The following is a 25,275-nucleotide window of genomic DNA, read 5'->3' on the forward strand; positions in this document are numbered from 1 at the left end:
GAGACCGGGCGCAGGTCGGCTTCGTCGGTCACCGCGGCTGACGGTCTTCTTTTGCAGCTTCGGAGCCTCACGAGGTCGGACTGAACGCTAACGATGGAAGCGACGATCGGCTGCTAGAATCGTACGCAAAAATCGAATCGACGGATCGAAACCGACTCTCAGCGGTACCAGGAACGCTGGTCGAAGATGTACGCCAGGCACGCGACCGAGATCGCGAGCGGGACGAGCCACTGGAGCAGGCCATCCGCGTAGGAGACGGGCACGTTGGAGCTCGTCTGGACCCACACGAGGCAGCCGAGGAACAGGACCGATTGCGCCCCGAACATCGCCAGTGCGGCCGGCCAGGCCCACGACTTGATGCTCCAGATGCCGCCGATGACGTACAGCTGAACAACCGTCAGCGCCATCGACGCGAAGACTACCCACGCGAGACCGTCGATCGAGAGGAGCGAGAAGTTGAAAAAGCCCGCCCCGGCCATGTCCGAGAGCCCGATCATCGCGAAGGCCATCCCGAACAGCACCAGATATCCGTCTACGACACAGGCGGCCCGAATGCCCGCGGGGACCGATGTCAATTTCTCGTCTGCGGTCATGTCCACCAAGTCGGAGCGCCACCGTAAAAATTTTTCTAACGCAAGATTACCGAATTCCTCATTCTTTCAACTCGCGGTCGGGCTGCCCGAGGACGGCGACGAAACGAAGCCCTTAACTCCCGGAGCGGCATTCGTGGAAATGCACATCGGGACCGTGGGGTAGTGGTATCCTATGCGGATGGGGTCCGTATGACCCGAGTTCGACTCTCGGCGGTCCCACTCCACCTTTTTCATCGTCGGGTTCGCTCGCTAGGCTCGCGAACCACTCCTCGAAAAACGTGGGCAAAAAAGGCCGATTCCGAACGAAGTGAGGAATCGGTGAACCGCCTCGCTTCGCTCGGCGGATGCACTCTCCGCGAGTCCGCTAACTTGGAGCCTCGACACAACTAACCGAAGACAACTGAAGCTACGGCGCGATGTCCGCAGTACTTTTCATAATTCCGACCGATCGTCCGCACATGAACCGAAGGCGGCTGAAAATCCTGATCGGTGTGGCGATGGTCCTGCTCGGTCTCGTTCAGGCGTGGTCGTTCGCCGTTCAGGATATGTGGATCCCGACCGCCCTGGGAGTCGCCTACGGTGCCATCGGCGTCGCCTTTCTCTGGACCGAAGTGTACGCCGCCGACGAGTCGGCCGGCTAGAGGAACCCGCCGCCGACGTGCAGGACCAGCCCCGCCCCGAAGTGGGCGATCATCGCGGCTTCCAGCCCGCCCTTCCAGTAGAGCCAGCCGAACAGCGCGCCCGGAAGTCCGTTGAGTACGAGCGCCCGGACGATCACCGCGGGCGTGAGCGCGGTAAGTTGCGCGGTCGCCGGCAGGTGCCCGAGGGCGAATAGCACCGAGGTGAGTACCACGCCGAGCCAGACCATCCAGGGCTGCGGCATCCCGTCGGGGCCCGGACGGAGTCGCCAGAGCGTCCAGACGACGAGCGTCATCGCGCCGAACCGAAGGAGGATCTCCTCGTAGGTTCCGCCGGCCAGGGCTGCGAGGACGCCGACGCCGAGAATGTCGAGCGGCGTGCCGGCGAGGCCCGAGCCGACCGCGACGTGGCCGGCGAACGCGAGTCGATCGAGAGCGAGGACGAGCGCGCCGGCCGCTGCACCCAGGCCGAGCGACTGCGCGACGACCGGCCGCGGGTCCGGCATCGGGTAACCGCCGAGCGCGGCGTCGAGAAACGGCGTGCGAAAGCCGACAGCAGGACCGAGCGACAGGCCGATCCACGTTGCGATCGCGAGCAGGACGGCGGTCTGACCGAGCGTGGCGGCGACGGCCAGCGCCGGCGAAACGGGAAGCGCCGCGGGATCGAGGACGCCGGAGCGAAACAGGTACGGCAGCGACGCCGCGACGCCGGCGACGCCGAGCAGCCACAGAGCGAGAAACGATCGGCGATCGACCGGGCGACGAGTCATCTCTCCGGGATTTCTGATCGAGGGGCAAATCGCTGGCGGTCGGCGAACGAGTCGCTGGCGGTCGACGACCGGGTCGGACGCCGACGCGTCCGCGTCGACGCCGGGGCGACCGTCTCGACGCCGAGGCGGAACCCCGAGGAACCGGAACGCGACGGGTCGATCCGGACGACTTTATGCTGTCCGGCCCCTAGCAGGTCGCATGCAGTGGCAACCCGACTGGGGACTTCGCGCGCGGATGGGGCTGACGATGTTTCTCCTGTTCGCGCTGTACATCGTGTTCTTCGCGGCGCTGTGGGCGTACTCCGGCGGGAGCCTGCTCATCGCGGGGCTGGTCATCGGCTCGTTCTCGCTGGGCCAGTACTTCTTCAGCGACAAGCTCGCGCTCCGGAGCATGGGCGCGAAGACGGTCAGCGAGGAGGAGTACCCCGAACTCCACGCCGCGGTCCAGCGCCTCGCTCAGCAGGCCGACCTGCCCAAGCCGACCGTGGCGGTCGCCGACGACCGCGTTCCCAACGCCTTCGCGACCGGCCGGAACCAGAAGAACGCCGCCGTCTGCGTGACGACCGGACTCCTGCAGACGCTCAACCAGGACGAACTGGAGGGCGTACTCGCCCACGAACTCGCCCACGTCAAGAACCGGGACGTGATGGTGATGACGATCGCGTCGTTCCTCTCGACGATCGCCTTCATGATCGTCCGGTGGGGCGCCTTTTTCGGCGGCGGCGGGCAGCGCCGCCAGGGCGGCGGCGGCATCATCGTCGCGATCTTGATCTCGCTGGTCGTGTGGATCATCAGCTACGTACTGATCCGGGCGCTCTCGCGGTACCGCGAGTACGCCGCCGACCGCGGGGCGGCCGTGATCACGGGCAAACCCTCCGCGCTGGCGTCGGCGCTGATGAAGATCTCCGGCGAGATGGAGAAGATCCCGAGCAACGACATGCGCGACGAGGCCGAGATGAACGCCTTCTTCATCATCCCGATCTCGAAGGGGGCGATCGCGCGCCTCTTTAGCACCCACCCGCCGACCGAGAAGCGCATCGACCAGCTCAACCGGCTGGAGCGCGAGATGGAAGGGTTGTAGTTCCCGACGCCCCACGACGGAGATATGGGACTGCTCGACGGGCTCCGGAGCATCTTCGGGACCCGCGCCGAATCCGACGCCACGAGCGGGGCCGACCCCGACGACCTGTTCGGGATGAGCACCGCTTACCTGACGATGGCGGCCGACCTGGGGTACGAGCCCACCGGCCACGCCGCGCTGTGTTTCGCCGAGGTCGACAGCCACGAGTTCGCCGGAACGGTTTCTGACGTCCGCGCGATCCTGTCGGCGGGCGAGGCCGAAACCGGCACCGTCTCCCGGTTCGTCGACGACGACCACGGCTACCGCTGGGTCGTCTTCGAGGACGAGGACGACTTCGAGGATCTGGTGACGAATCTGAACTTCGCCTCGGACACGTTCATCGAGGAGGGGTACGGCTCGCGCCTGCTCGCGGCCGTGTTCGCCTTCGAGGGCCGCGGTCAGCCCGCCGACTGGATCTACTCGTTCCGCCGCGGGACCTTTTATCCGTTCGCGCCGAAGCCGGACGCCAGCCACGAGCGCGACAACCAACTGGAGCTGAAGCTGTCGAGCGTGCTCGACGGCGAACTTGAAGTCGAGGACGACAAGGAGTACTGGTACCCGCTCTGGCCCAGCGAGGGCGGTCGGCATCCCTGGGAGTAGCGTGAGAGGGCGTCTCTCGATGTTTCGGTTGACGCACCACCGAGGGATCTTCTGATTCTGGAACCGGGGTGAACACCTCGAAAGCCCCCGCTCGCTCCGGTCGAGGGGCTTGCTGCGCGCGCTCCCTTCGGTCGCGTGCTTACGGCGCCCGTCTTCCCGGAGCGAGCGGCCCCTTTCAGTCCCACCCATGTCGGCTGGTCGATCAAGCGTAGGGGTGGGACTGAAAGGGGCTGACGCCTCGACGTACCCGGACGAAGCAAGCACCGCAGCCGCCGAAGGCCGAGGAGCGAAGCGAGTCCCGGAAGTCGAGGCGTCAGGGGCTTTCGAGGTGTCGTTGATCGCGGTGACAGAGAAAACGAGTCAGCTAGTAACCGCTAATCCTCACTCCGAAACGTCGAGGAACGGAATCGTCGCGAGCGCTTCGTCGTCGTACGCGAGCGCCTCGGCGCGACTCAGTCCGGTCGGCGTCACCAGATCGAGCACGTTCGGATTGAGGTCGTCGTCGCGGCCGCCGCCGAACGTCCACTGCCCGGCGTCGGCCTCGACCTGCCGGACGTGAGCGTGCTGGGTCTCGTCGAACGCGGTCACCAGCGGAACGATCTCGGCGTCTTCGAGATCCGGCAGGGCGTCCGTGTCGACCCAGACGAGCACGGCGTCCCGATCGGACAGCACCTCCGCGCCGCCGGTCGCGCGCACGTCGCCGTAGGCACTCTCGACGGTGACGCCGCCCATCGGTCGGGCGAGCACGCGGTGCTGGTACTCGGCCTCAAAGCTGGCGTTCACGCCGGCCTGGGCGTACACCGATCCGCCGTCGGCGTCCGGCTCGCGGACGTACACCTGCGGGAGCTGGACCGAGAAACCGGTCTCGCGGTTCCAGGGGTTCTCGATCGTGTCGAACTCGAAGACGAACTGGTAGCTCTCGGCGAACTTGCGGACCTCGAAGCTCGTCAGGTCGAAGCTCCCCGGCGCGAAGTCGTCCGCGAGCGGGAACTCGTAGTGGCCGGGGCCCAGTCCGGGCGCCGAGTCGCCCGTCCAGGTCGCGATCGGGTCGCCGACGGCGTCGAACGTCGGCGTCTCGAAGACGGCGATCGTGTCGACCTCGACCGTGGTGAGATCGTCGCTCGTCGCGGCGCCGTCACCCGTCGCACCGCCGGACGCCGCCCCGTCCGCGGCGTCGACGGCCAGGTCCTTCCCGGAGAACCGGTCGGTCGTGTCGACGATCGAGGGGAGTTCGACACGAGCCGGCCCGTCGCTCCCGAAGTTCACGACGACAACCGCGCGCTCGGGGCCAGAGAGGTTCGCCAGATCGCTCGCGTCCCGCCCGAACGCGAGCACGTGATCGTCCGATCGGAACCAGACGTCTTCGAGGTCGGCGTTCGGACCGAGTGCGTCGACGTCGTGGTACAGGTCGATCACGTCGCGGTAGAACTGGACGTGGTCCTCGGGCACCGTATCGCCCTGGTTGGCCCAGTTCATCAGCGCGCGCTGCTTGCCGCCCGGCCGGACGTCGGCGTCGCGGTCGTCGCCCTCGCCGCGGTGGCGGCCCTCGCCGTACTTGCTGATCTGGCGCTCCTGACCCGAGTAGACGAAGGGGACGCCCGGCAGCGCGACGCCGGCCGCCCAGATCGCTCGCTGGACGTGTTCGGGGTCGTCGTGGGCGTCGGCGTGGAGCGCCTCGTTGAGCAGGCGCGCCTCGTCGTGGTTCTCGGTGGCGTTGAGCAGCAGGGTGTGGTCGGGGAACCCCTTCTCCGCGCGGGCCTCGACGGCGTCGAGCAGGTCGAACGCCGACCCCTCGCCGCGGGCGATGTCGTGGGCCGCGCCGGTGTACTCGACCGTGTCGAAGTGGACGTCGAACTCGTTTTCGGCGAACCCGGCGTCGTGGGGGATCGACTCGTCGAGCATGAGGAACTCCCCGTCGTTCGAGCGGACGATCTCGCGGACGTCCTTCCAGAAGTCGTGGGGGACGCCCCACGCGATGTCGCAGCGGAACCCGTCGACGCCGACCTCGCCCGACCAGAAGTCCGCCGCGGCGAGCAGGTGCTCGCGCACCGCGAGGTTGTCGAAGTTGAAGTTCGGCATGTCCAGCAGGTCGAAAAAGCCCGTCACGCGGGGCTCGGGCTCGACCAGCCCGTCGCCGTCGTAGCGGGCCTCGTGGACCCGGTCGAACCAGTCGTAGTACTTCGAGTCGGCGTCCCAGGCGTCGACGCGGGGCCAGTCGGCCAGCCCGTCGCGCTGCTCGTCGATCGATTCCTGGAAGAACTCGTGGTCCCGGCCGCAGTGGTTCGCGACGAAGTCGAACACGACCTTGATGTCGCGGTCGTGACACGCCTCGACGAACGACCGGTACGCCTCGATCGGGTCCTGTCCGTCGGGCACCAGATCCGGCGCGACGCCGAAGTAGTCCAGCGTGTCGTAGCCGTGGGGACCGCCGCCCGAAATTTCCTTGGCGGCGCTGGCCGAGGGGACGATCGGCGTCAGCCAGACGGCGTCGACGCCGAGGTAGTCGAGGTACTCGACGCCGTCGGCGAGCACGTCGAAGTCGGTCTCGCCGCGCTCGCCGGCGAACGATCGGGTGAAGATCTCGTAGACGACGCCGTCCTCGATCCACTCGGGCGGGCGGTTCGGCAGGTCGACGTCTCCCTCCGGCGAGAGCTCGACCGTGTCGACGACCGAGGCGAGGCGGCCGTCGTAGGCCGCGGCGTGGACGCGGGCCGACTCGCCGCCGAGGGCGCTCTCGGGCACGCGCGCAGTCAATCCATCAATCTGAACGTCCTCGGTCGCCAGCGCGTCGCGATCGTCCGCCAGAAAGAGGACTTCCAGCGCGGCCGTCGACGCGTCGGCGCCGGGCGCGAGCTCGGCGTCGGCCTCGACGACGAACTCGGCGGCGGCGGGGTCGTACGTCGCGTCGAGCGTGACCCGCGGCTGGCGTTCGGCGTCCGCCGGCGGTTCCGGGAACGCGTGGACGGTCTGCTCGTGGGTGCCGTCCGGCGCGTCGAGTTCGAGCACGTAGGTTCCGGGCGCGTCCGGGACGAACTCGGTGACGTGGTCCTGCCCGTGGTCGTAGCGCGGTTGCTCGTCGATCGTCGGCGTCGAGAACGACAGTTCGGCGTCGCTTTCCTCCGGCCGCTCGGCGATCGACCACTCGAAATCCGCGGGATCGTACCCGTCGGGATCCTCCCGGAGCACCGGCAGCCGCGGGCCGAGGTGGTCGCGGTTGGCGTAGTTGTCGCGGTCGCTCCCGTAGATCCGCCCGACGAAGGCCGGATCGACGAGCGCCTCGCCGACGGTCACGACGCGGGGCTGTCCGGGGTGGTACGAGTCGGCCCCGAACGCCGTGTGGGTGTCGACGCGGCTGGTGGTTCCGGATGCTGTGCTGCCGGACGGTCTGACGCTGTCGTCGTTCTTACTCATGAAGGTAGGTTCCGAAATCGGTCGCCGCCGATCGATCGCAGTCCGCCAAACGCGCGGCAACGCCGCCGGGGGTCGTCGTCCGCGACCCAAGAGAACAGCCCGCACGCCGGGGCCCTCCGACGTGCCGAGAGGAATGTTGCCACATCGATAGCATACCATGATAACTCCTTACATATATACTATCGTGTTCCGGCGCGCGAATGGAAGGGGGAAACTCCCCGACGACGAGTCCCGGTCACACCGGAAACGTAGAACGGGACCGTTGCAAAAGCAAGCGCCTACACACTTTGCCCTCGTTCGACGAGGCCCCTCCGGTTCGATGTCGAGCAGCGCGTGTGCGCAGGTTTAGGTACGATCGGGCGGCGACATCCCGACGAACGCGCGCCAGTTTCACTTCCACTTCGGTGTTAACGGAGGTTTATGTACCATCGGGGGCAACGGACGGGTATGGCAGCAGAAGCAGACCTCGAAGATCTCCCCGGCGTCGGACCGGCAACCGCAGAGAAGCTTCGCGACAACGGCTTCGACGACTACCAGGGCCTGGCGGTCGCCAGCCCCGGCGAGCTGTCGAACACGGCCGACGTCGGCGAGAGCACGGCCTCCGACATCATCCAGGCCGCCCGCGAGGCCGCCGACATCGGCGGGTTCGAGAGCGGCGCGCAGGTGCTCGAACGACGTGAGGAGATCGGCAAGCTCAAATTCAACATCCCGGAAATCGACGAACTGCTGGGTGGCGGCGTCGAGACCCAGTCGATCACGGAAGTGTACGGCGAGTTCGGCGCCGGCAAGTCCCAGGTGACCCACCAGCTGGCGGTCAACGTCCAGCTGCCCAAGGAGCACGGCGGCCTGCACGGCTCGGCGATCTTCGTCGACAGCGAGGACACGTTCCGCCCCGAGCGGATCGACGACATGATCCGCGGGCTCGACGACGAGATTATCGCCGCCATGCTCGAAGAGCGAGAGATCGAGGGCGAACCCGGGGACGACGACACCATGGATGCGCTCCTGGAGAGCGTCCTCGACAAGATCCACGTCGCGAAGGCGTTCAACAGCAATCACCAGATCCTGCTCGCCGAGAAGGCCAAGGAACTCGCCAGCGAGAGTCAGGACGACGAGTACCCGGTTCGCCTGCTGTGCGTCGACTCGCTGACCGCCCACTTCCGCGCCGAGTACGTCGGCCGCGGCGAGCTCGCCGAGCGCCAGCAGAAGCTCAACAAGCACCTCCACGACCTGATGCGCGTGGGCGACCTCAACAACACCGCCGTGCTCGTGACCAACCAGGTCGCCTCGAACCCCGACTCGTTCTTCGGCGATCCGACCCAGCCCATCGGCGGGAACATTCTCGGCCACACCTCGACGTTCCGCATCTACATCCGCAAGTCCAAGGGCGACAAGCGCGTGTTCAAGCTGGTCGACGCGCCGAACCTCGCCGACGGCGAGGCGATCATGCGCGTGCAGGACGAAGGCCTGAAGCCCGAGTAAGCGACCCGACGGCGGCGTTTTCTATCGCTTCGTCGTTTCTCGATACGCCCGATAGCGCAGCGAGCGCGAGGCTCACCTATTTTCTCGTGTTTGAGTCCCGCGTCGAAACCGCAGCGTGGCCGGGCGCGACCTCCGTGTCGCGCCGAGGGGGAGGGCAGGCCGCGGTGCGGTTGCTGGGGCGGTGGCTGTGCAGAAGCGGTCCTGGCGGAATGCAAGGGCGAGCGACCGGAGGGAGCGAGGGCTTGTTACACGAAGCGGAACGTCTCGAGGTTCTTCGGCGCGAACGTCCGCATGTTGTAATCGTGGTACAGCGCAGATGAGAGATCCTGCGTCGAGGACTCGTCGCCGTGGACGCACAGCACCTTCTCCGGGCGGGGATTCATCGTCTTGACGAAGTTCTCCAGGCCCTGCCGGTCGGCGTGACCGGAGAAGCCGTCGACCGTCTCGACGTCCATGTTCAGCGTGAGCGTCGACTGGCGGCCGGTGTCGGCGTCGTCGATCGGGATCTCGTCCCAGCCGCTCTGGATGCGACTGCCGAGCGTCCCCTGAGCCTGGTAGCCGACGAAGGTCAGCGTCGAGTCCGGATCGCTGCCGAGATGGCGCAGCCAGGACATGATCGGGCCGCCCGTGACCATCCCCGACGTCGAGAGGATGATGCAGGGCTCGCCGTCGGCGACCTCCTGGCGTTCCTCCTCGCCGCCGTCGATGTGGTTGAACTCGTCGGCGAGGAACGGGTTCTCGTCGTCGTGGAAGATCCGGTCGCGAAGGTCGTCCCGGAGGTACTCGGGGTAGGTCGTGTGGATCGCCGTCGCCTCCCAGATCATCCCGTCGAGGTGGACGGGCATCTCGGGGATGTCGCCGCTGCGCATCGCCTCCTCGAGAACGAGCATCATCTCCTGGGAGCGCCCGACGGCGAACGCCGGGATCAGCACCTTCCCGTCCTTCTCGTAGGTGTCCTTGATGACCTGCTTGAGGTTGCGCTCGGCGTCGTCCTGGTCGGTCTGGTAGTCGTTGCGACCGCCGTAGGTCGACTCGAGGACGAGCGTCTCGACGCGCGGGAAGTCGTTGACTGCGCCGTTGAACAGGCGCGTGTCGTCGTAGTGGATGTCGCCCGAGAACGCGACGTTGTACAGGCCGTCGCCGATGTGGAAGTGACAGACCGCCGACCCCAGAATGTGGCCGGCGTTGTGCAGCGTGAGCTTGACGTCCGGCGCGATGTCGGTGACGTCGCCGTACTCCAGCGGGATGGTGTGCTTGATCGTCTCGCGGACCATCTCGGAGTCGTACGGCGGCGCGCGACCCTCCTTGGCGGCGACGTCGAGGTAGTCCAGTTGGAGCAGGCCCATCAGGTCGCGGGTCGGCTCGGTCGTGTAGACGGGACCGTCGTAGCCGTACTTGAACAGGAGGGGAAGGAGCGCGGAGTGGTCGAGGTGGGCGTGGGTCAGCACGACGGCGTCGAGGTTCGACGCGCCGGCGCCCAGCGCCTCGGGCACCTGCAGGTACGGCACCTCGCCTTCGGCGCCGGGCTTGTCGCCGCAGTCGATGAGGATGCGCGTCTCGGGCGTCGAGAGGACGAACGCGGCGCGGCCGACCTCGCGACAGCAACCGAGCGTCGTGATGCGGACGTACTCCTCGTCGGACATCTCCTCGCGGTGGATCTGCCGGCCGACGCGTTCGAGGACGTCCCGGCGCTCGTCGCGCTCCTGCTTGAGGAAGTTCCGGACGTTCGAGACCGTCGAGGACTCGATCGGCGGCGTCCGGACGACTTCCGGCGTCCAGCCGACTTCCTTGGTGATCTCCCGAAGCGTCGAGCCGTGGCGGCCGATCACCATGCCGGGTTTCTCGGCCTCGATGACGACCTCGCCGGTGTCCTTGTGGAAATCCAGGTCGGACACGCCGGCGTCGTCGGGAATCACCGAGAGGATCTGCTCGCGGGCCTCGCGAGGCTCGGACAGCACGTCCGGATCCGGTCGAACCGTGATGCGCTTGCGGAGCTTGCTGGCCAGCTGGCGGATCAGATCGCCCTGCTGGGCGAACTCCTTGGGATCGCGCGTGTACACGACCAGCTCGGGGCCCTCGTACTTCACCTCCGAAACGGAGATGTCGCTCGGCAGTTCGCTCTTGATCTCTGTACGCAACTCGTCGAGTTGTTGGTCAACGGAACTCATAGGTCATAACGTCGCGGTAGCGTGGTGTCCCCCCGTCGGACGGCACGGGCGACCGCCGGGCGGTCCCTCGGAAGCGGCGTCGAAGCGACGATACCGGGGCTCCGGCGCGACGGCGACAGCGACCGCACGACACGTCCGCCGTACGATGTCTGAGTGCCGGAGAGTACGCATACTGATCCTTCGGTATCAGGGTTCCGTTCGCTTCGACCGGGAAATGGTCCAGGTCCGTGCGGGAGGATTCCAGGGAGAACCCGCTTGTTCGTCCGTATTAGCTCCGTGTTATAAAAGCCTTCGCAATAACGGGTAAGGGAACGCGCAAGTATCGCTTCGTATGCACGTTTCGCGCGCGACCGTCGAACGTGAGTACGAGTGGGTCCGGACTCGCGAGGCTGCCGTCGATCTCATCAACGACGTCCGCGCCGATCTCTCCGCGGTGTTCGACGCCGAGGTCGACGGCGTCACCGCCGAACGGTACCGCACCGAGGTCGACGCCGTGTTCGCCGACGGCGACCTCGCGGTCAACGTCGCCGCGCTCGTCGCGCTGCTGCGCGACCTCGACGTCGAGGACGACTACCCCGGGTTCGTCGTCGACGAACTCCTGGGGCGGCAGCTCGCGGCCGCGATCGCCGGCGCCCAGCCGTTCGGCCTGCTCGGCGAGGCGACGTTCCACTACGCCGACGTCACCCACCACCCCGACGAGGGCGGCGCCGGCGCCGACGATCTCGACGCCGCGCTCGCGGCGGGGTTCCAGACGCGCCTGCCCGGCTGGAACTGGACCGAAGGGGAGAGCCCCTTCGCGGTCGACGTCGCCGTTCGGCGCGCCGATCGGTGAACCGGCGCGGTGACGAGGTGGAACTGCGGCGTCACGATGCCAAAGGTCGGCGTCAGGATGCCGAACCGCGGCGTCGAGACGCCGAAGCCTGACCGTCGGTCGTCGGGAGTCGTTCGGGCGACTCACTAGTACGCCGCCGCGAGGTAGTCGTCAATCTCGGCGACGAACTCGTCGTCGTACGTCCAGAAGCCGAAGTACCGGTCGGGCTTGCGTTCTTCCGCGAGCAGGGCACAGGAGTTCGAGCCGCGGTTCGCGGCGGCGTCCGAGCCGCCGGCTGACCGGCCGGCGCCGTCCCGCTCGGCGGCGGTGTCGCGAAACACGACGAACCAGACTCGTCCGATATCCTCGTCGTCGGCCTCCTCGTGGAGCCGGACGCCCTCGACCGCCGGCGGCGTCCAGTCGGGCCGGCCGTACACGTGAACGTCGAGGTCGGTTTCGGAGCCGAGCCGGCGATACACCGACAGCTGGGACTGATAGGCCGACAGCGACTGGAAGCCCGCGCGAAGCCGTCCCTCGCCCGTTCGCCAGGCCCGGTCCTCGATCTCGCGGGTCGTCGCGAGCAGCTCGCGCCGCGAGTCCGTGCTGAACGCTGTCTCCCGGAACAGCGACAGGAACTGGCGGTACGCCGGGCTGTCGCCGCGGTCGCCCCAGGGCGGGGCGACCGTCGCCCGATCGGCCTCCCGGAGCGCGTCGAGGCCGATCGATCCCAGCGCCGCGCCGTTTTGCTGGACCAGCACGAACCCGTCGTCGGCGACCGCGGGCAGCGACTCGTGCGAGATCTCGACGTTACGGGTCGAAAACTGGTCGAGCAGCTCCTCGTGCGGTTCGGACGCGAAGACGGTGATCGTCGTCGCGGTTCGCTCGATGGCCGCGACGAGTTCCCGCAACGAGTCCACGCGCCCGGGCGCCCTAAACGGGGGGATCTCGTCCGGGAGATCGACCGCGGCGGACGATCGCTCGACGGCCGGCGCTTCGAGGTCGCTCGTCCTGTCGAGCAACTCCGAGAGCGGTTCCGGAAGCGATCGGGCGCTCGCGTAGTTCGTCTCGGCGTCGTAGTCGAGGAGGCCGGCGTCGTCGAGCGTCGGAAGGTGGGTGTGGTGGAGCTCGAGTTCGAGCCGGTCGTGATCCGCGCTGGTCGTCAGCCCCGCGTCGCTCTCGGCGCCGATCCAGCCGGAGACGACCCGGGCCAGCGTCGTCAGGTCCGCGCCGTCGCGGTCCCGGAGGTAGTAGAGCACGTACCGTCGCCGAACGTCGGTCAGCGCGGTCAGCGCAGCCTGCGGAACGTCCTCGAGCGGGTCGTCCGCGTCCGGCCGGCGGTCCTCCTCGTCGACACCCATGGTACGTTAACACACGAATCGAAGGCGGTTCACTCTTTCGACGATCCGAGAGGTCGAACGCCGATCGCGCGGTATCGAGCCGCAAGAACGACAGCGGCGTCCGACCGTATCGGTTCGTCTATTACCCCCGACGGATTCGTGTGGAACAAGGGACAGCATGAGCGAGCAAGAACTCGGCATCACGGAGAGCAAGGAGTACGCGACGGGCGACTGGTACGCGGAGGTCGTACAGAAGGCGGGGCTGGCAGATTACGCGCCGATGGGCGGCTTCATCGTCACTAAACCCCGGGGGTACGCCCTCTGGGAGGCGCTGCAGGACAACCTCGACGGCTGGTTCAAGGACACCGGCGTCGACAACGCCTACTTCCCGATGTTCATCCCCGAGAGCTTCCTCGAACGGGAGAAAGACATCGTCGAAGGGTTCGACCCCGAGGTGGCGTGGGTGACGCAGGGCGGCCACGAGGAACTCGAAGAACGTCTCGCGGTCCGCCCGACCAGCGAGAGCATCATCGCACCGTTCATGGCCGACTGGGTGCGCAGCCACCGCGACCTGCCCCTGCGGCTCAACCAGTGGTGCAGCGTCGTCCGGTGGGAGGCCACCGAGACGAAGCCGTTCTTCCGCACCAAGGAGTTCCTCTGGCAGGAGGGCCACACCGCCCACGCCAGCGAGGACGGGGCCTGGGACGAAACGATGCTCCGGCTCGACCAGTACGAACGCCTATTTGAAGACGTGCTGGCGATCCCGGTCATGCGCGGCCGGAAGCCGCCCCACGACAAGTTCCCCGGCGCCCACACGACGACGACCGTCGAGGCGCTGATGCCCGACGGCAAGTCGGTCCAGAGCGCGACCAGCCACTACCTCGGGACGAGCTTCGCCGAGGCGTTCGACATCACCTACACCGACGAAGACGAGGACGAGGCGGTCGCCCACACCACCTCGTGGGGCCTGTCCTGGCGCGCGCTCGGCGCGCTGATCATGACCCACAGCGACGAGCAGGGGCTCGTCGTTCCCCCGACCGTGGCGCCCACGCAGGTCGCGATCGTCCCGATCTGGCAGGAAGACACCAAAGACGAGGTCCTAGAGTACGCCGAGGGGATCGCCGAGGAGCTCGAAGACGCCGGCATCAGCGTCGACCTCGACGACCGCGACGAGCGCAACCCCGGGTTCAAATTCAACGAGCACGAGCTCAACGGCGTCCCGGTGCGCTTCGAGATCGGCCCCAACGAGGTCGAGGACGAGGAGATCACGGTCGTCCACCGCCCCGACGGCGAGTCGATCGTCGAGGACCGCGAGGAGATCGCGGAGACGGTCGAGGATCACTTCGACGACGTGTACGACAAGCTCTACGAGGCCGCCGAAGAGAACCTCGAAGAGAACGTGCGCGAGGCCGACAGCGCCGAGGAGATCCTCGGGACGATCGGCCAGCACCGCGGCTACGTCAAGGCGCCGTGGTGCGGCGACGAGGCCTGCGAGACCGCGATCAAGGAGAAGATCGCCGCCGAGATCGTGATGTGTCCGCTCGATCGGGACGTCGAGCCCGAGAGCGACGAGTGCGCTATCTGTGGGGACGAAGCCCACGAAGTGGCGTACTTCGCGAAGTCGTACTGAGCGTACTGCGCGAGCGAAGTGAGCGCGGTTTCGCCGAGTGTGAGCGGAGCGAGCACTCGGTCGTTTTCATCGACGTTTTGCGAGGAGTGGTGTGCGAGCGGCGAGAGCCGCGAGCACACCCGACGAAGTAAAAGGTCGTGTGCGATCTGCGGCGACGGTGCCCACGAGGTCGCGTACTTCGCGAAGTCGTACTGACTGCGAAGTTCTCTTACTTTTCGACGGCTTCCGCAGGATCGACAACGGCACCCGATTCCGCGTCGACGCCGACCCGATCGCACAGATCCGCCATCGGACACTCCTCTCCCCCGTCGAGACACGCGGGCTTGCGCGCCGAGCAGTACTCGCGCCCGAACTGGATGCTCGCGGTGTGGCCGAACCCGCACTTCTCGGGCGGGACGTCGCGCTCCAGCGCCGCCCGAACGCCCTCGTGGTCGGCATCCGGCGGCGCGACGCCGATGCGGCGGTAGATCCGGTGGACGTGAGTGTCCACAGGAAATACCCCCTCGCGCCCGCCCGCGAACAGTAACACGCAGTCGGCGGTCTTCGGACCGACGCCGCCGAAATCGAGCAGCGCGTCGCGGACGTTCGAAGGGTCCTCTTCCCGGACGAAGGCGTCGAACGCCGCCGTCGAGCCGTACTCGTCGAGCACGCGCTCGGACACGGTCTGGATCACCTCCGATTTCCGGTTGTACAGTCCCGCCGGCCGGATCGTCTCGGCGAGCTCCTCGCGGTCGGCCGCCGCGAGCGCCGCGGCGAGGTCGGCGTCCGGCGTCGGCTCGGCGGAGTCGGCGTCTGACGTCGCTGCTTCGTCATCGTCGGGCGCGTACCGCTCCATCAGCGCGTCGTGAGCGGGCTGGCTCGCCACGTCGCTGGTGTTCTGGCTCAGGATCGTCCGGACGAGACACTCGAATGCGTCCCGGCCGCCGTAGGCTTTCTGCCAGTACAGTTCGCCGAGCCGGTCGACGACGGCCTCCGCACGAGTTTCCGCATCGGCCGGCTCGAACGTTGCTGTCGTACCCCCGCCGGCCGCGCCGCCGCTGATGTTCTCGGCGGGCTCGGGATCGTCTACCATGCGCGGGCGTTGGTCCGACAGCCACTTGAGGGCCCCGCTCAGCGATCGGCCCGGACGGCCAGAATCGGCCGTAGCTGTCCGGAATTCGACGCTCCGCGTTTCCAAACCGTTTATACACCCGCGGATATTACGTCGCGGGTATGGCGAAAGAGCAGAAGGAAGTGCGAGACCTTCAGGAAGGCAACTACGTGATGATGGACGACGAACCGTGCAAGATCACCTCCTACAGCACGGCCAAGCCGGGCAAGCACGGCAGCGCCAAGGCTCGCATCGAGGGCAAGGGCGTCTTCGACGACCAGAAGCGCAGCCTCTCCCAGCCCGTGGACGCGAAGATCTGGGTCCCGATCATCAACCGCAAGCAGGGCCAGGTCGTCAGCGTCGAGAGCGCCGACGTCGCGCAGGTCATGGATCTGGAAACGTACGAGACGATCTCGATCAAGACGCCCGGCGACGTCGACCTCTCGCCCGACGACGACATCGAGTACCTCGAGATGGAAGAGCAGCGCAAGATCCTGCAGGACTGATGTTTCCCGGTGCCGGCGCCGCCCGCGACGACGCGAACTACGTCGTCGTCGGGGCGCCGCTGGACGTCTCGACGACGTTCCAGCCCGGCACCAGGTTCGGCCCGGACCGCATCCGCCGGTTCGCCCGGACCTTCGACGACTACGATCGACGGACGGACGCGCACTTCTCTGACCTCTTCGTGCACGATCAGGGCGACGTCCGCGCGTGGGACGACGCCGCCGAGTATCTCGACTACCTGGAGGGCGTCGTCACCGACGTCGTCTGGGACGACGCCGTCCCGCTCGTGCTCGGCGGCGAGCACACCGTCTCGGTCGCCGGCGTCCGCGCTGTCGACCCCGACGCGTTCGTCTGTCTGGACGCCCACCTCGATCTCCGCGAGGCGTACGACGGCAACGAGCTGAGCCACGCGACCGTCGCACGCCACGCGCTCGACGTCGCCGACGAGGCGTTCGTGCTGGGCGCGCGAACGGGGAGCGAGGACGAGTGGGACCGGGCCGAGCGCGACGACGTGACGGTCGTTCCGCCGGAGGACGTCGGCGAGTGGTCGCCACCGGAGCGCCTGCGCGAGCGGTCGGTGTATCTCAGCGTCGATATCGACGCGGCAGATCCGTCGGTGGCCCCGGGCACGGGCACGACCGAGCCGTTCGGGCTGGAGGGGCGCGAGCTGCGCGACGTCGTCCGGGCGGTCGCGCCGCTCTCGGACGGATTCGACGTCGTCGAGGTGAACGACCGCGACGACGGGCAGGCCGCGACGCTGGCCGGGAAACTGCTCCGCGAGTTCGTGTTCACCCACGCGGCGAGCGAGTAGGCCAACGTAACGGGGGCTAACGGCTTTCGGCCGGCACGGAGTAGCAGGGTCTATGGGAGATGCTTCGACCGATTCCGAGCGCGCGGGTCGCGGTGCCGCGCGGCCGATCGTAATCGCCGGGGTGGTGCTCGGCATCGGGTTCGGCGGCTTCTTCGACGGTATCGTCTTCCACCAGCTACTCCAGTGGCATCACATGCTGAGCCACCACTCGAACCCCGCGATCGCCGGCGATCTGCGGTTGAACGTGTTCGCGGATGGTCTGTTTCACGCGTTCGCGTATCTCGCGACGGCGGTCGGACTGGCGCTGCTCGTCCGCGCGGCGCGGCGGCCGAACGCCGTCGTGACGCCGCGCCTGCTCGGCGGGGCGCTGGTCGCGGGCTGGGGACTGTTCAACCTTCTGGAGGGGCTGATCAACCACCAGCTGCTCGGCATCCACCACGTCAATCCCGCCGGCCCCGGGCCGACGCTGCTGTGGGATCTGGCGTTTCTGGCATGGGGTGCCGCGTTCCTGCTGGGCGGGGCGCTGATCGTCAGCCGGAGTCCGGCCGCGGGAACGGCGTCGAGCGGCCGGCCGACGCCCGAGTAGGAGTCCGCGAACCGCAACGCACAATCGGACGGTGACCAAACCGTCGGGCATGGAACTCTCCGAACTCGTCGAGCGGTACGACGACCGACTCGATACGGACGCCTACGCGGACGTCGACGCCAGCGCGAACGGGTTACAGGTCGGTCCCGAGGAGGCCGACGTCGAGCGCGTCGCCTTTGCCGTCGACGCCGGTCGCGCGACGATCGAGGACGCCGTCGACGCCGACGCGGACGCGCTGGTCGTCCACCACGGCCTCTCGTGGGGCGGCATCGAGCGCGTGACCGGGACGGAGTACGAGCGGATCGCGCCGCTGGTCGAGAACGACCTCGCGCTGTACGTCTCGCACCTACCGCTCGACGGCCATCAGGAACTCGGCAACGCGGCGGGGATCGCGGAGCTGCTGGATCTGGACGATCGCGATCCGTTCGGCACCGTCGGCGGCGAGTACATCGGGCAGCGCGGCCGGGTCGACGAGCCGTTCGAGTCCGACGAGCTGACGACCGGATTACTCTCGCAACTGGACACCGACGGCGAGGACGTCCGCGCGATGACGTTCGGGCCCGACGAGATCGAGGACATCGCGATCGTCACCGGCAGCGGCGTCGACTGGCTGGAGGACGCCGCCGCCGCCGGCGCGGACGCGCTGATCACCGGCGAGGGGAAACAGAAGGCGTACCACCTCGCCCGGGAGCTGGAGATCAACGTGTTCCTGGCGGGCCACTACGCCACCGAGACGTTCGGCGTCCGGTCGCTGCAAGAGCTGGCCGAGGAGTGGGGACTGGAGACGACCTTCATCGACCACCCGACCGGACTCTGAGGGGAGCAGTAGCTGTTCGGGGGCGAGCAGGCGACGCTTCCGATCGGGGACGATCGGTAACGCGACGATCGTCCCCGCCGCGACGCGGTGCGTCGCACACCGGCTTACTCCTGCGTCGCGGCTAGCGAGTGGCGGATGGGGATTTTGGCCGCTCACTGTCGGATAAACCTGTGCTGCAGTAGCTGGAGAACAGAACAGCAACGAGACCTCCACCTCGAAAGCCCCCGACGGCCCCTTTCAGCCCCACCAGTACCGGCTACCCGGACAAGCGCACGGGTGGGACTGAAAGGGGCTGCCGTCTCGGGGAAGACGGCCGACGCAAGCACCGCAGCCGGTAGGCGAGGAGCACAGCGAGCCTCCCGAGCCCAGAAGTCAGGGCTTTCGAGGCGGTGTTGTAGATGCTTTCAGATCGATCTGCGCAACCAACCAATCCCAGGACCGTCGCGTTCAAATCGCTCGCACCGCGAGAGAGTGGTATGACCGACGAGAGCCACGACGAGCACGCCGAGGAGCACGAACAGCCGCCGCGCGAGGAGTTCGGCCACGACCCGATCGGGCACGCCGACGTGCGCGACGGGATGTCGGTCGGCGAGCTCGTCGACCAGTACGGCGAGGCTGGTATCGGCGCGGCCGACCTCAACGCGGCCGTCGACATCTACGCGGAGATGCTCGGGGACGACGACGTGACGAACTTCTTCGGGCTGGCGGGCGCGATGGTGCCGACGGGGATGCGCAAGATCGTCGCCGACCTGATCCGGGACGGCCACATCGACGTGCTGGTGACGACGGGCGCGAACCTCACCCACGACGCGATCGAGGCGATCGGCGGGAAGCACCACCACGGGCGCACCCACGGCGAGGGGACGATGCGCGAGCACGACGAGCAGCTGCGCGACGAGGGCGTCGACCGCATCTACAACGTCTACCTGCCACAGGAGCACTTCGCGCTATTTGAAGAGCACCTGCGCTCGAAGGTGTTCCCCGAGGTCGAGGAGACGGTTAGCATCCAGCGACTCACGGAGGAGCTCGGGCGAGCGAACGCCGAGGTCAACGAGAACGAGGGGATCGACGAAGGCGCCGGCGTCGCCGCCGCGGCCTACGAGAACGACGTGCCGATCTACTGTCCGGCGATCCAGGACTCCGTGCTGGGCCTGCAGGCGTGGATGTACTCCCAGACGACCGACTTCGCGCTCGACGCGCTCGGCGACATGACGCCGCTGACCGATCTGGCGTTCGACGCGGAGAAATCGGGCGCGATGGTGGTCGGCGGCGGCGTCCCGAAGAACTTCGTGCTCCAGACGATGCTGGTCGCGCCCGACTCGTACGACTACGCCGTCCAGCTGACGATGGACGACGAGCAGACCGGCGGGCTCTCGGGCGCGACCCTGGAGGAGGCCCGCTCGTGGGGGAAGATCGAGAAGGCCGGTCGGAACGCCAGCGTGTACGCCGACGCGACGATCACGCTCCCGCTGGTGGTCGCCGCGGCGCGCGAGCGGATCGGGGAGTAACTCGTGCGATCGGATGACGGAATAGCGAGCCAAACTACCTCGCCCGCGAGCCTAAACCGTTCGAGGGCGTACGACGGGTATGAGTCACCGAGAGACGGTCGAGGAGGTCGAAGCGGAACTCGAGGAGGCGATCGTGGGGGGAACTGAGGGCGCACTCAAGCGCATCGACGCCGTCGGCACGCTGCTCGACGACGCGTTCCGGGTCCCCGGGACTGACATCAGATTCGGGCTGGACCCGGTCGTCGGCGTCCTGCCGATCGCCGGCGACTGGGCGACGGCGGTCGTCTCGACGTACATCGTCGCGGAGGCCGTCAACCTCGGCGTCCCGAAGGGCGTGATCGGGCGGATGCTGTTCAACATCGGTCTCGACGCCACGGTCGGGATGGTCCCGATCCTCGGGACGCTGTTCGACACGGCGTGGAAGGCGAACCGCAGAAACGTCGAGCTGGTCGAAAAGCACGTCGACGCCGACGCGTAAGTCCTCGCAGCGGCGCCACTCCATCGCAGCGGCGTCACTCCACGGACAGCGTCAGCGTCGCGTCGGCGCCGTCGGCCAGCGCCGCGACGATCTCGCGGTCGACGCCGAGCGCGGGGCTGTCGGCGTCGATCATCACCGTGCGCTCGTCGACGTGGTCGCTCGTTCGGCCGACGGCGCTGCGCTCGCTCGCGAAGGATAGCTCGGGGTGGCCGCTGCCGGTGATCGTCTCGACGCGGGTGCCGTCGGCGGTCTCGACGGCCAGCTCGGCGGTGATGGTGGCGTCGCGGTCTTGGCACGCTTCTACGAACTCGGCGTCGAAGTCGGCGGGCGCGCGGTCGGCCTCGATCGCGAGGATGCAGTCGCCGGCCGGTGTCAGGTAGTCGTCGGTCGTCACCTCGAACGTGCTGGTGTGTTCGGCGAGGACGTTCGGGTGACCCGTCGCTCGGATCACTTCTTCCATGGGCGGCGATTCTCGGTCGGGCGACTTGAGCGCACGCATCTCCGATCGCGAGCGCGGGGCGGTTCGATCCGGACAGCCGCTACTGCTGCACGACCGTGATCGTGACGGCGCCGCAATCGCACTCGTAGGCGCGGCGCGTGCCGTGCTCAGTCTCCATCGCGAGCATCAGGTGGTCGTCGTCGAGCGCGCGGTCGCACCCCTCGGCCTCGCACGTGCTTGTGAGCCGTTCGAGCATACTTCGAGGTGCGCCCGAGAGGATCCTTAAACTGCGCCTTCCCCGGAGTGAAAGTGAAAGTAGTCGATTCGACGCCGCGTCGCGCCGACGGCCGGCGATCCGGGGACTGTCGAGAGTAAGACCTATTTCGGTCCCGTGCGGTGGAGTGGGTAGTGATGCTGGGCCAGTGGCTGGGGACCGCGGTCGAACCGAGCGAGGACGACGCGCCGCCGGCGGTCGAGGATCCCCAACCCGTCGACGTTCCCGGGCGCCCGGACGCGCTGGCGGGAGCCGACGCCGTCGCCTACCGGACGACGTTTCCCGACCCGCGCGAGGGCGAGGCGACGCGCGCGACGCTCGTTCTCGAAGGGCTGTACGCGCAAGCGCGCGTCTGGCACGACGGCGAGTTGCTCGGCGAGCACGACACCTACTTCGAACCCGCGCGCTTCGAGTTCGAGCCCTCGGCGGACAACGAACTGATCGTCGAGTGTCGACGACCGACCGACGGCTTCGGCGGCGTCCACGAGACCGACCTGCTGCCGGAAACCGACCGGGTCCCGGGCATCTGGTGGGACGCCAGAGTCGAGACCCACGGTCCGGTCGCGCTCGTCGACCTCTCGGTGACGCCGACGCTCGGCGAGGAGCGGGCGACGATCGAAGCCGAACTGACCGTCGACGCCGCCGAGGCGGTCGACGAGCGCGCGACGCTGTCGCTCCGCCCCAAAGGGTTCCGCGGCGGCGGCGCGATGGAGCGGGCGCGGGTGCGGGCCGCGGCCGGCGAGCGCGTGACGGTGACCAGGGAGATCGAGGTCAGGGACCCGCAGTTCTGGTGGCCACGCGGACTGGGCTCACAGCACCGCTACGAGGTGACCGCGAAACTGGACGGCGCCGAGCGATCGGCGACGACCGGCTTTTGCACCGTCGAACTCGACGACGGGCTCGTCGTCAACGGGCAGCGGGCGCGCGCACGCGGACTCAACGTTCTCCCGAGCGAGGACCCCGAGGCGGACGTCGCGGCCGTCGCCGGCGCGAACGCGAATTTGGTCCGCGCACACGCGCACGTCCCGTCGCCGACGTTCCGCGAGGCCTGCGACGAGGCCGGGCTGCTGGTCTGGCAGGATCTGCCCCTGACCGGCGACGCCGACGTCGATCCCGAGCGGGGCGCCGAGCTGTCCGACGCGCTGGTCGAAACCTGCCGGTCCAGCCCGAGCGTGGGGATCTACGGCGTCCGGGACGACCCCCGAACTCCCTTCGAGCAGCCCCTCGGAAGCGGGAGGCTCGCCCGCTCCCGGCTGCGCTGGCGCGCCTGGCGGACGAACTACGACCGCTCGACCGACGACGAGATCGCGGCATCGTTCGACACCGACCGTCCGGTCGTGCCCGTCACCGGCCCGCCGGGAACCGGCGCCGACGCCGCGACGTTGTATCCGGGGTGGGACTACGGCCGGGCTGACGACGTCGACCGGCTGCTGGACCGGTACCCCGGACTCGGCGACGTGGTCGCGGAGTTCGGCGCCGGATCGGTGCTCGACCGCGACGATGTCGAGCCGACCGCCGACCTCGAAGATCGCCTCGACACCGGCGATCCTCCGGCGACTCAGCGCGAGCAGGCCCGGACGCTCAAACGCGTCGGCGAAGGCCTTCGGCGTCGCGACGCCGACGTGCTCGCGGCGTTCGCGCTGCGGGACGTCCGGCCCGCGGGCGGGATGGGCGTCCTCGATGCCGACGGCCAGGAGAAGCCGGCCTACGAGGCGCTCGCGGACGCCTACGAGCCGGTGCAGGCCGTGCTCGACGCCGCGCCGAACCCGGGCGCCGTCGGCGTCACGGTGGTCAACGACGCCGCAGATCCGGTCGAAGCAGCCGTCGAGTGGACCGCCGGCGACCGCAGCGGCTCGTTCGAGGCGACGGTCGACCCGCTCGACAGCGAGTCCGCCGGCGGGCTGAAGATTCCGAAGGGCGCCGACGAGGTCGTCCTGACGACGACCGTCGACGGCGAGCGGGTTACGAACACCTACCGGCTGTAACGATCCGCGGGAGGACGCCGCCACTCGGCGCACGGTCTTTTATATGTCGCTACGGCCCCATTGGCAACCCCTTACACGGCCCGTCAGGCCGCTTGCTAACTGTTTTCACGGGGTAGATGACCGGTACTTTTAAATTGCAAGCCCCGTTAGTAACGGGTACCAGAACGCCACCGGCGTTCAGGCAGCATCGCTCGCAGACCAATGACAGGGGATCTTATCACTGAACCGTCGTCACACGTCGCGAGCTACTGCTGTCCCGCCGGTGCGGGTATGGCACAGAGGCTTGACTAACAATGGTAGAAGCACAAGAACTCGACGAAGCGGACAACGTCGAACTCACGGAAGACGACCTCGAGAACAAATCGAAAGGACAGCTCATCAAGCTCGCAGGGCAGCTGCGAGACCGACGAAACGAGCTGAACCAGCTGGCGTCCGAACGCGCCTCCAAGCGGGACGACCTGAACGCGAAGACACGCGAGAAGGTCGACGAAGCCCAGGAACACCGCGAGAAGCGCGACGAGCTCAACGAGCAGGTTCAGGAGCACAAGGAGAAGCGCAACGAGCTCAACGCCGAGGCCAACGAGCTGTTCGACAAGGTCGAGGACATGAAGTCGGACATGGAGCTCGACGAGGGCAAGGACCTCGAGGAGCTCGAAGAGGAGATCGAGGAGCTGGAGTTTAAGCAGCAGACCGAGGTCCTCAGCACCGAAGACGAGCGCGAGCTCATCGAGAAGATCGAGGAGAAGCGCGAGGAGTACACCGAGCGCAAGGAAAAACTCGACCAGAACGAGGAGCTCGACGACCTCGTCGAGGAGGCCGAGGAAGTGCGATCGGAAGCGTCCCAGCACCACCAGAAGGTGACCGAGCTCGCCGACAAGGCCCAGGAGCACCACAACCAGATGATCGAGGCCTATCGGGAGGCCGACGACATCCGCGACGACGCCGACGAGATGCACGAGCTGTTCGTGGAGGCCCAGGAGGCCGCCGACCGCCACCACGAGGACTTCGTCCGCGTCCAGAAGCGCCTGCGCGAACTCGACAAGGAAGAGGAAGAAGAGCGCAAGTCCGAGCGCGAGCAGGAGAAAGAGGAAGTCGAGCAGGAAGCCGAGGAGATCTACGAGCGGTTCAAGGACGGCGAGACTCTCGACACCGAGGACCTGATGAAGCTCCAGAAGGCCGGCCGTCTCTAACTAGGTAGCGCGTTCTTCTGCGGTTTTACGGCGAGCGCGTAGCGACGGCAAAGCGTCGCTTCGACCGCTGTCGGAGCGTCGTCCCGAACTACCGAGCGCTGCGCCCGGTCGGGAAACCACCACGCTTAAACGAGCGAGCGGCCAACGGGCGGGTATGGCTACGTTCGAAAAAGCGGAGGGACGGCTGCTCAACAAGATGATCTGCATGCGATGTAACGCGCGCAACGCCGCCGAGGCCGACCGCTGCCGGAAGTGCGGCTACGGGAACCTGCGTCCGAAGGCGAAGGAAGCCCGCAGCGCCTGACTATTTCCGTCTTCTCTCCGAACGCCCGCACGATGGAGTCCCGACTCCGCGCGGGCGTCGCCGCGTACAACGCCGGCTACCACCACGCGGCCCACGACGCCTGGGAAGAGTACTGGCTCGATCTGGAGCGCGGCACCGACGACGAGCGGCTGCTCCACGGGCTGATCCAGTTCACCGCCGCGGTCCACCACGCCCGCGGGCGCAACTGGGAGGGCGCGGTCGGGCTGGCCGAGAGCGCGGGCGAGTATCTCGCGGACCTCCCCGCGGACTACCGCGACGTGAACGTCGAGACGGCACGATCCTTTCTCGCAACGCTCGCGGCCGATCCCGAGGCGATCGAGCGGCGGCATCCGCCGAAGCTGCGCGTCGACGGGCGGGCCGTCGAGCTGGCCGATCTCGACGTCGACGCGGTCTGGATCGCGGCGCCGCTGCTCGCGGAGGCGATCGACGGCTTCGACGACGCCGTCGTCGAGCGGGCCGTCCGGTACGCCCGCGAGGACCTCGACGCGGGCGACGAGGGCAGCAAGTACGTCACGTTCCTGCTCGATTTCGTCGGCGACGCCGAGAACAGAGGGATCATCTACCAGCGGCTCGGACAGCACGTCGACCGGCGACGCTCGCGGGAGAAAGACGTCGAAGGGCTGTTCGACTAAGCTGCGCTGGGAGCAGTCGTTGACGAGTGTAGAGCGCATCGAGACGCCGAGCGACGGCGCCGGACGTCGAGCATTG

Annotated in this window: 24 protein-coding genes and 1 tRNA gene; 17 read left to right on the forward strand and 8 right to left on the reverse strand. The window is 67.7% G+C overall.

Annotated elements, in window-relative coordinates:
* Positions 1-158 precede the first annotated feature (158 nt).
* Positions 159-593, reverse strand: a complete 435-nt coding sequence (locus tag ABDZ81_RS03245) for a hypothetical protein (protein WP_343772418.1) — start codon at positions 591-593, stop codon at positions 159-161.
* 148 nt (positions 594-741) lie between these two features.
* Between ABDZ81_RS03245 and ABDZ81_RS03250 the strand changes: the two genes are divergently transcribed.
* Both ABDZ81_RS03250 and ABDZ81_RS03255 read left to right on the forward strand, forming a co-directional pair.
* A tRNA-Pro gene (locus ABDZ81_RS03250) sits at positions 742-812 on the forward strand.
* A gap of 239 nt (positions 813-1,051) precedes the next feature.
* Entirely contained in the window at positions 1,052-1,234 is a 183-nt protein-coding gene (locus ABDZ81_RS03255; protein WP_343772419.1) for a hypothetical protein, read from the forward strand.
* Here ABDZ81_RS03255 and ABDZ81_RS03260 read toward each other — a convergent pair.
* A complete protein-coding gene (locus ABDZ81_RS03260; RefSeq protein WP_343772420.1) occupies positions 1,231-2,001 on the reverse strand; it encodes a CPBP family glutamic-type intramembrane protease in 771 nt (256 codons plus the stop codon). The two genes, ABDZ81_RS03255 and ABDZ81_RS03260, sit on opposite strands and share 4 nt — an antisense overlap.
* A 199-nt stretch (positions 2,002-2,200) precedes the next feature.
* Between ABDZ81_RS03260 and htpX the strand changes: the two genes are divergently transcribed.
* Together htpX and pspAB are read left to right on the forward strand one after the other, a co-directional pair.
* Positions 2,201-3,082 (forward strand): zinc metalloprotease HtpX, encoded by an 882-nt coding sequence (htpX, locus tag ABDZ81_RS03265; protein ID WP_343772421.1) that lies wholly within the window; start codon positions 2,201-2,203, stop codon positions 3,080-3,082.
* A gap of 24 nt (positions 3,083-3,106) precedes the next feature.
* Positions 3,107-3,721, forward strand: coding sequence for a PspA-associated protein PspAB (gene pspAB / locus ABDZ81_RS03270; protein WP_343772423.1), 615 nt, complete (start codon positions 3,107-3,109; stop codon positions 3,719-3,721).
* A gap of 381 nt (positions 3,722-4,102) precedes the next feature.
* Here the strand turns inward: pspAB and ABDZ81_RS03275 are convergent, their stop codons facing one another.
* Positions 4,103-7,132, reverse strand: coding sequence for a glucodextranase DOMON-like domain-containing protein (locus tag ABDZ81_RS03275; RefSeq protein WP_343772424.1), 3,030 nt, complete (start codon positions 7,130-7,132; stop codon positions 4,103-4,105).
* 447 nt (positions 7,133-7,579) lie between these two features.
* Between ABDZ81_RS03275 and radA the strand changes: the two genes are divergently transcribed.
* Entirely contained in the window at positions 7,580-8,614 is a 1,035-nt protein-coding gene (radA, locus tag ABDZ81_RS03280; RefSeq protein ID WP_343772426.1) for a DNA repair and recombination protein RadA, read from the forward strand.
* A 245-nt stretch (positions 8,615-8,859) separates the two neighbouring features.
* Here the strand turns inward: radA and ABDZ81_RS03285 are convergent, their stop codons facing one another.
* On the reverse strand, positions 8,860-10,782 hold the full coding sequence (locus tag ABDZ81_RS03285; protein WP_343772427.1) for a beta-CASP ribonuclease aCPSF1: 1,923 nt from the start codon (positions 10,780-10,782) through the stop codon (positions 8,860-8,862).
* Between the two features lie 331 nt (positions 10,783-11,113).
* Here ABDZ81_RS03285 and ABDZ81_RS03290 point away from each other — a divergent pair, with 331 nt between their 5' ends.
* On the forward strand, positions 11,114-11,614 hold the full coding sequence (locus ABDZ81_RS03290; RefSeq protein ID WP_343772428.1) for a DUF7984 family protein: 501 nt from the start codon (positions 11,114-11,116) through the stop codon (positions 11,612-11,614).
* A 125-nt stretch (positions 11,615-11,739) separates the two neighbouring features.
* Here the strand turns inward: ABDZ81_RS03290 and ABDZ81_RS03295 are convergent, their stop codons facing one another.
* Positions 11,740-12,951 carry a DUF7344 domain-containing protein gene (locus tag ABDZ81_RS03295; RefSeq protein WP_343772429.1) on the reverse strand — a complete coding sequence of 404 codons (1,212 nt, stop codon included), beginning with the start codon at positions 12,949-12,951 and terminating at the stop codon, positions 11,740-11,742.
* A gap of 157 nt (positions 12,952-13,108) precedes the next feature.
* Between ABDZ81_RS03295 and proS the strand changes: the two genes are divergently transcribed.
* Complete coding sequence (gene proS / locus ABDZ81_RS03300; protein ID WP_343772430.1) at positions 13,109-14,560, forward strand: proline--tRNA ligase; 1,452 nt, start codon at positions 13,109-13,111, stop codon at positions 14,558-14,560.
* Between the two features lie 208 nt (positions 14,561-14,768).
* Here the strand turns inward: proS and ABDZ81_RS03305 are convergent, their stop codons facing one another.
* Positions 14,769-15,632: an endonuclease III domain-containing protein gene (locus ABDZ81_RS03305; RefSeq protein WP_343772431.1), complete on the reverse strand. Its 864-nt coding sequence runs from the start codon at positions 15,630-15,632 to the stop codon at positions 14,769-14,771.
* 140 nt (positions 15,633-15,772) lie between these two features.
* Between ABDZ81_RS03305 and ABDZ81_RS03310 the strand changes: the two genes are divergently transcribed.
* From ABDZ81_RS03310 to ABDZ81_RS03335, 6 genes are all read left to right on the forward strand, one after another.
* The gene (locus tag ABDZ81_RS03310; protein WP_343772432.1) at positions 15,773-16,156 is read left to right on the forward strand and encodes a translation initiation factor IF-5A; all 384 of its coding nucleotides are present in this window, start codon (positions 15,773-15,775) and stop codon (positions 16,154-16,156) included.
* A complete protein-coding gene (gene speB, locus ABDZ81_RS03315; RefSeq protein WP_343772433.1) occupies positions 16,156-16,965 on the forward strand; it encodes an agmatinase in 810 nt (269 codons plus the stop codon). Before ABDZ81_RS03310 ends, speB begins: the two co-directional genes overlap by 1 nt.
* A gap of 52 nt (positions 16,966-17,017) precedes the next feature.
* Positions 17,018-17,551, forward strand: coding sequence for a DUF2243 domain-containing protein (locus ABDZ81_RS03320; protein WP_343772434.1), 534 nt, complete (start codon positions 17,018-17,020; stop codon positions 17,549-17,551).
* Between the two features lie 49 nt (positions 17,552-17,600).
* Entirely contained in the window at positions 17,601-18,368 is a 768-nt protein-coding gene (locus ABDZ81_RS03325) for a Nif3-like dinuclear metal center hexameric protein (RefSeq protein ID WP_343772435.1), read from the forward strand.
* 476 nt (positions 18,369-18,844) lie between these two features.
* Positions 18,845-19,876, forward strand: a complete 1,032-nt coding sequence (locus ABDZ81_RS03330) for a deoxyhypusine synthase (protein WP_343772437.1) — start codon at positions 18,845-18,847, stop codon at positions 19,874-19,876.
* Between the two features lie 79 nt (positions 19,877-19,955).
* Positions 19,956-20,354: a DUF4112 domain-containing protein gene (locus ABDZ81_RS03335; protein ID WP_343772438.1), complete on the forward strand. Its 399-nt coding sequence runs from the start codon at positions 19,956-19,958 to the stop codon at positions 20,352-20,354.
* Between the two features lie 34 nt (positions 20,355-20,388).
* Here the strand turns inward: ABDZ81_RS03335 and ABDZ81_RS03340 are convergent, their stop codons facing one another.
* Both ABDZ81_RS03340 and ABDZ81_RS03345 read right to left on the reverse strand, forming a co-directional pair.
* Complete coding sequence (locus ABDZ81_RS03340; protein WP_343772439.1) at positions 20,389-20,814, reverse strand: DUF371 domain-containing protein; 426 nt, start codon at positions 20,812-20,814, stop codon at positions 20,389-20,391.
* A 79-nt stretch (positions 20,815-20,893) separates the two neighbouring features.
* Complete coding sequence (locus ABDZ81_RS03345; protein ID WP_343772440.1) at positions 20,894-21,049, reverse strand: hypothetical protein; 156 nt, start codon at positions 21,047-21,049, stop codon at positions 20,894-20,896.
* A 155-nt stretch (positions 21,050-21,204) separates the two neighbouring features.
* Between ABDZ81_RS03345 and ABDZ81_RS03350 the strand changes: the two genes are divergently transcribed.
* The 4 genes from ABDZ81_RS03350 to ABDZ81_RS03365 all read left to right on the forward strand — a co-directional run bounded on the left by ABDZ81_RS03350 (position 21,205) and on the right by ABDZ81_RS03365 (position 25,199).
* Positions 21,205-23,052, forward strand: a complete 1,848-nt coding sequence (locus tag ABDZ81_RS03350; RefSeq protein WP_343773362.1) for a glycoside hydrolase family 2 protein — start codon at positions 21,205-21,207, stop codon at positions 23,050-23,052.
* A 293-nt stretch (positions 23,053-23,345) separates the two neighbouring features.
* Positions 23,346-24,242 carry a coiled-coil protein gene (locus tag ABDZ81_RS03355; RefSeq protein ID WP_343772441.1) on the forward strand — a complete coding sequence of 299 codons (897 nt, stop codon included), beginning with the start codon at positions 23,346-23,348 and terminating at the stop codon, positions 24,240-24,242.
* Between the two features lie 154 nt (positions 24,243-24,396).
* Entirely contained in the window at positions 24,397-24,546 is a 150-nt protein-coding gene (locus tag ABDZ81_RS03360) for a 50S ribosomal protein L40e (RefSeq protein WP_256394175.1), read from the forward strand.
* 32 nt (positions 24,547-24,578) lie between these two features.
* Positions 24,579-25,199 (forward strand): DUF309 domain-containing protein, encoded by a 621-nt coding sequence (locus tag ABDZ81_RS03365; protein WP_343772442.1) that lies wholly within the window; start codon positions 24,579-24,581, stop codon positions 25,197-25,199.
* The last annotated feature ends 76 nt before the right edge of the window (positions 25,200-25,275 follow it).

This window comes from Natronoarchaeum mannanilyticum (assembly GCF_039522665.1).
GTDB classification, from domain to species: Archaea; Halobacteriota; Halobacteria; order Halobacteriales; family Natronoarchaeaceae; genus Natronoarchaeum; species Natronoarchaeum mannanilyticum.

Bases quoted from the DNA above. Each gene is read 5' to 3' on its own strand.
- ABDZ81_RS03245 (WP_343772418.1), bottom strand. From the start codon at position 593: ATGACCGCAGACGAGAAATTGACATCGGTCCCCGCGGGCATTCGGGCC.
- ABDZ81_RS03255 (WP_343772419.1), top strand. From the start codon at position 1,052: ATGAACCGAAGGCGGCTGAAAATCCTGATCGGTGTGGCGATGGTCCTG.
- ABDZ81_RS03260 (WP_343772420.1), bottom strand. From the start codon at position 2,001: ATGACTCGTCGCCCGGTCGATCGCCGATCGTTTCTCGCTCTGTGGCTG.
- htpX (WP_343772421.1), top strand. From the start codon at position 2,201: ATGCAGTGGCAACCCGACTGGGGACTTCGCGCGCGGATGGGGCTGACG.
- pspAB (WP_343772423.1), top strand. From the start codon at position 3,107: ATGGGACTGCTCGACGGGCTCCGGAGCATCTTCGGGACCCGCGCCGAA.
- ABDZ81_RS03275 (WP_343772424.1), bottom strand. From the start codon at position 7,132: ATGAGTAAGAACGACGACAGCGTCAGACCGTCCGGCAGCACAGCATCC.
- radA (WP_343772426.1), top strand. From the start codon at position 7,580: ATGGCAGCAGAAGCAGACCTCGAAGATCTCCCCGGCGTCGGACCGGCA.
- ABDZ81_RS03285 (WP_343772427.1), bottom strand. From the start codon at position 10,782: ATGAGTTCCGTTGACCAACAACTCGACGAGTTGCGTACAGAGATCAAG.
- ABDZ81_RS03290 (WP_343772428.1), top strand. From the start codon at position 11,114: ATGCACGTTTCGCGCGCGACCGTCGAACGTGAGTACGAGTGGGTCCGG.
- ABDZ81_RS03295 (WP_343772429.1), bottom strand. From the start codon at position 12,951: ATGGGTGTCGACGAGGAGGACCGCCGGCCGGACGCGGACGACCCGCTC.
- proS (WP_343772430.1), top strand. From the start codon at position 13,109: ATGAGCGAGCAAGAACTCGGCATCACGGAGAGCAAGGAGTACGCGACG.
- ABDZ81_RS03305 (WP_343772431.1), bottom strand. From the start codon at position 15,632: ATGGTAGACGATCCCGAGCCCGCCGAGAACATCAGCGGCGGCGCGGCC.
- ABDZ81_RS03310 (WP_343772432.1), top strand. From the start codon at position 15,773: ATGGCGAAAGAGCAGAAGGAAGTGCGAGACCTTCAGGAAGGCAACTAC.
- speB (WP_343772433.1), top strand. From the start codon at position 16,156: ATGTTTCCCGGTGCCGGCGCCGCCCGCGACGACGCGAACTACGTCGTC.
- ABDZ81_RS03320 (WP_343772434.1), top strand. From the start codon at position 17,018: ATGGGAGATGCTTCGACCGATTCCGAGCGCGCGGGTCGCGGTGCCGCG.
- ABDZ81_RS03325 (WP_343772435.1), top strand. From the start codon at position 17,601: ATGGAACTCTCCGAACTCGTCGAGCGGTACGACGACCGACTCGATACG.
- ABDZ81_RS03330 (WP_343772437.1), top strand. From the start codon at position 18,845: ATGACCGACGAGAGCCACGACGAGCACGCCGAGGAGCACGAACAGCCG.
- ABDZ81_RS03335 (WP_343772438.1), top strand. From the start codon at position 19,956: ATGAGTCACCGAGAGACGGTCGAGGAGGTCGAAGCGGAACTCGAGGAG.
- ABDZ81_RS03340 (WP_343772439.1), bottom strand. From the start codon at position 20,814: ATGGAAGAAGTGATCCGAGCGACGGGTCACCCGAACGTCCTCGCCGAA.
- ABDZ81_RS03345 (WP_343772440.1), bottom strand. From the start codon at position 21,049: ATGCTCGAACGGCTCACAAGCACGTGCGAGGCCGAGGGGTGCGACCGC.
- ABDZ81_RS03350 (WP_343773362.1), top strand. From the start codon at position 21,205: ATGCTGGGCCAGTGGCTGGGGACCGCGGTCGAACCGAGCGAGGACGAC.
- ABDZ81_RS03355 (WP_343772441.1), top strand. From the start codon at position 23,346: ATGGTAGAAGCACAAGAACTCGACGAAGCGGACAACGTCGAACTCACG.
- ABDZ81_RS03360 (WP_256394175.1), top strand. From the start codon at position 24,397: ATGGCTACGTTCGAAAAAGCGGAGGGACGGCTGCTCAACAAGATGATC.
- ABDZ81_RS03365 (WP_343772442.1), top strand. From the start codon at position 24,579: ATGGAGTCCCGACTCCGCGCGGGCGTCGCCGCGTACAACGCCGGCTAC.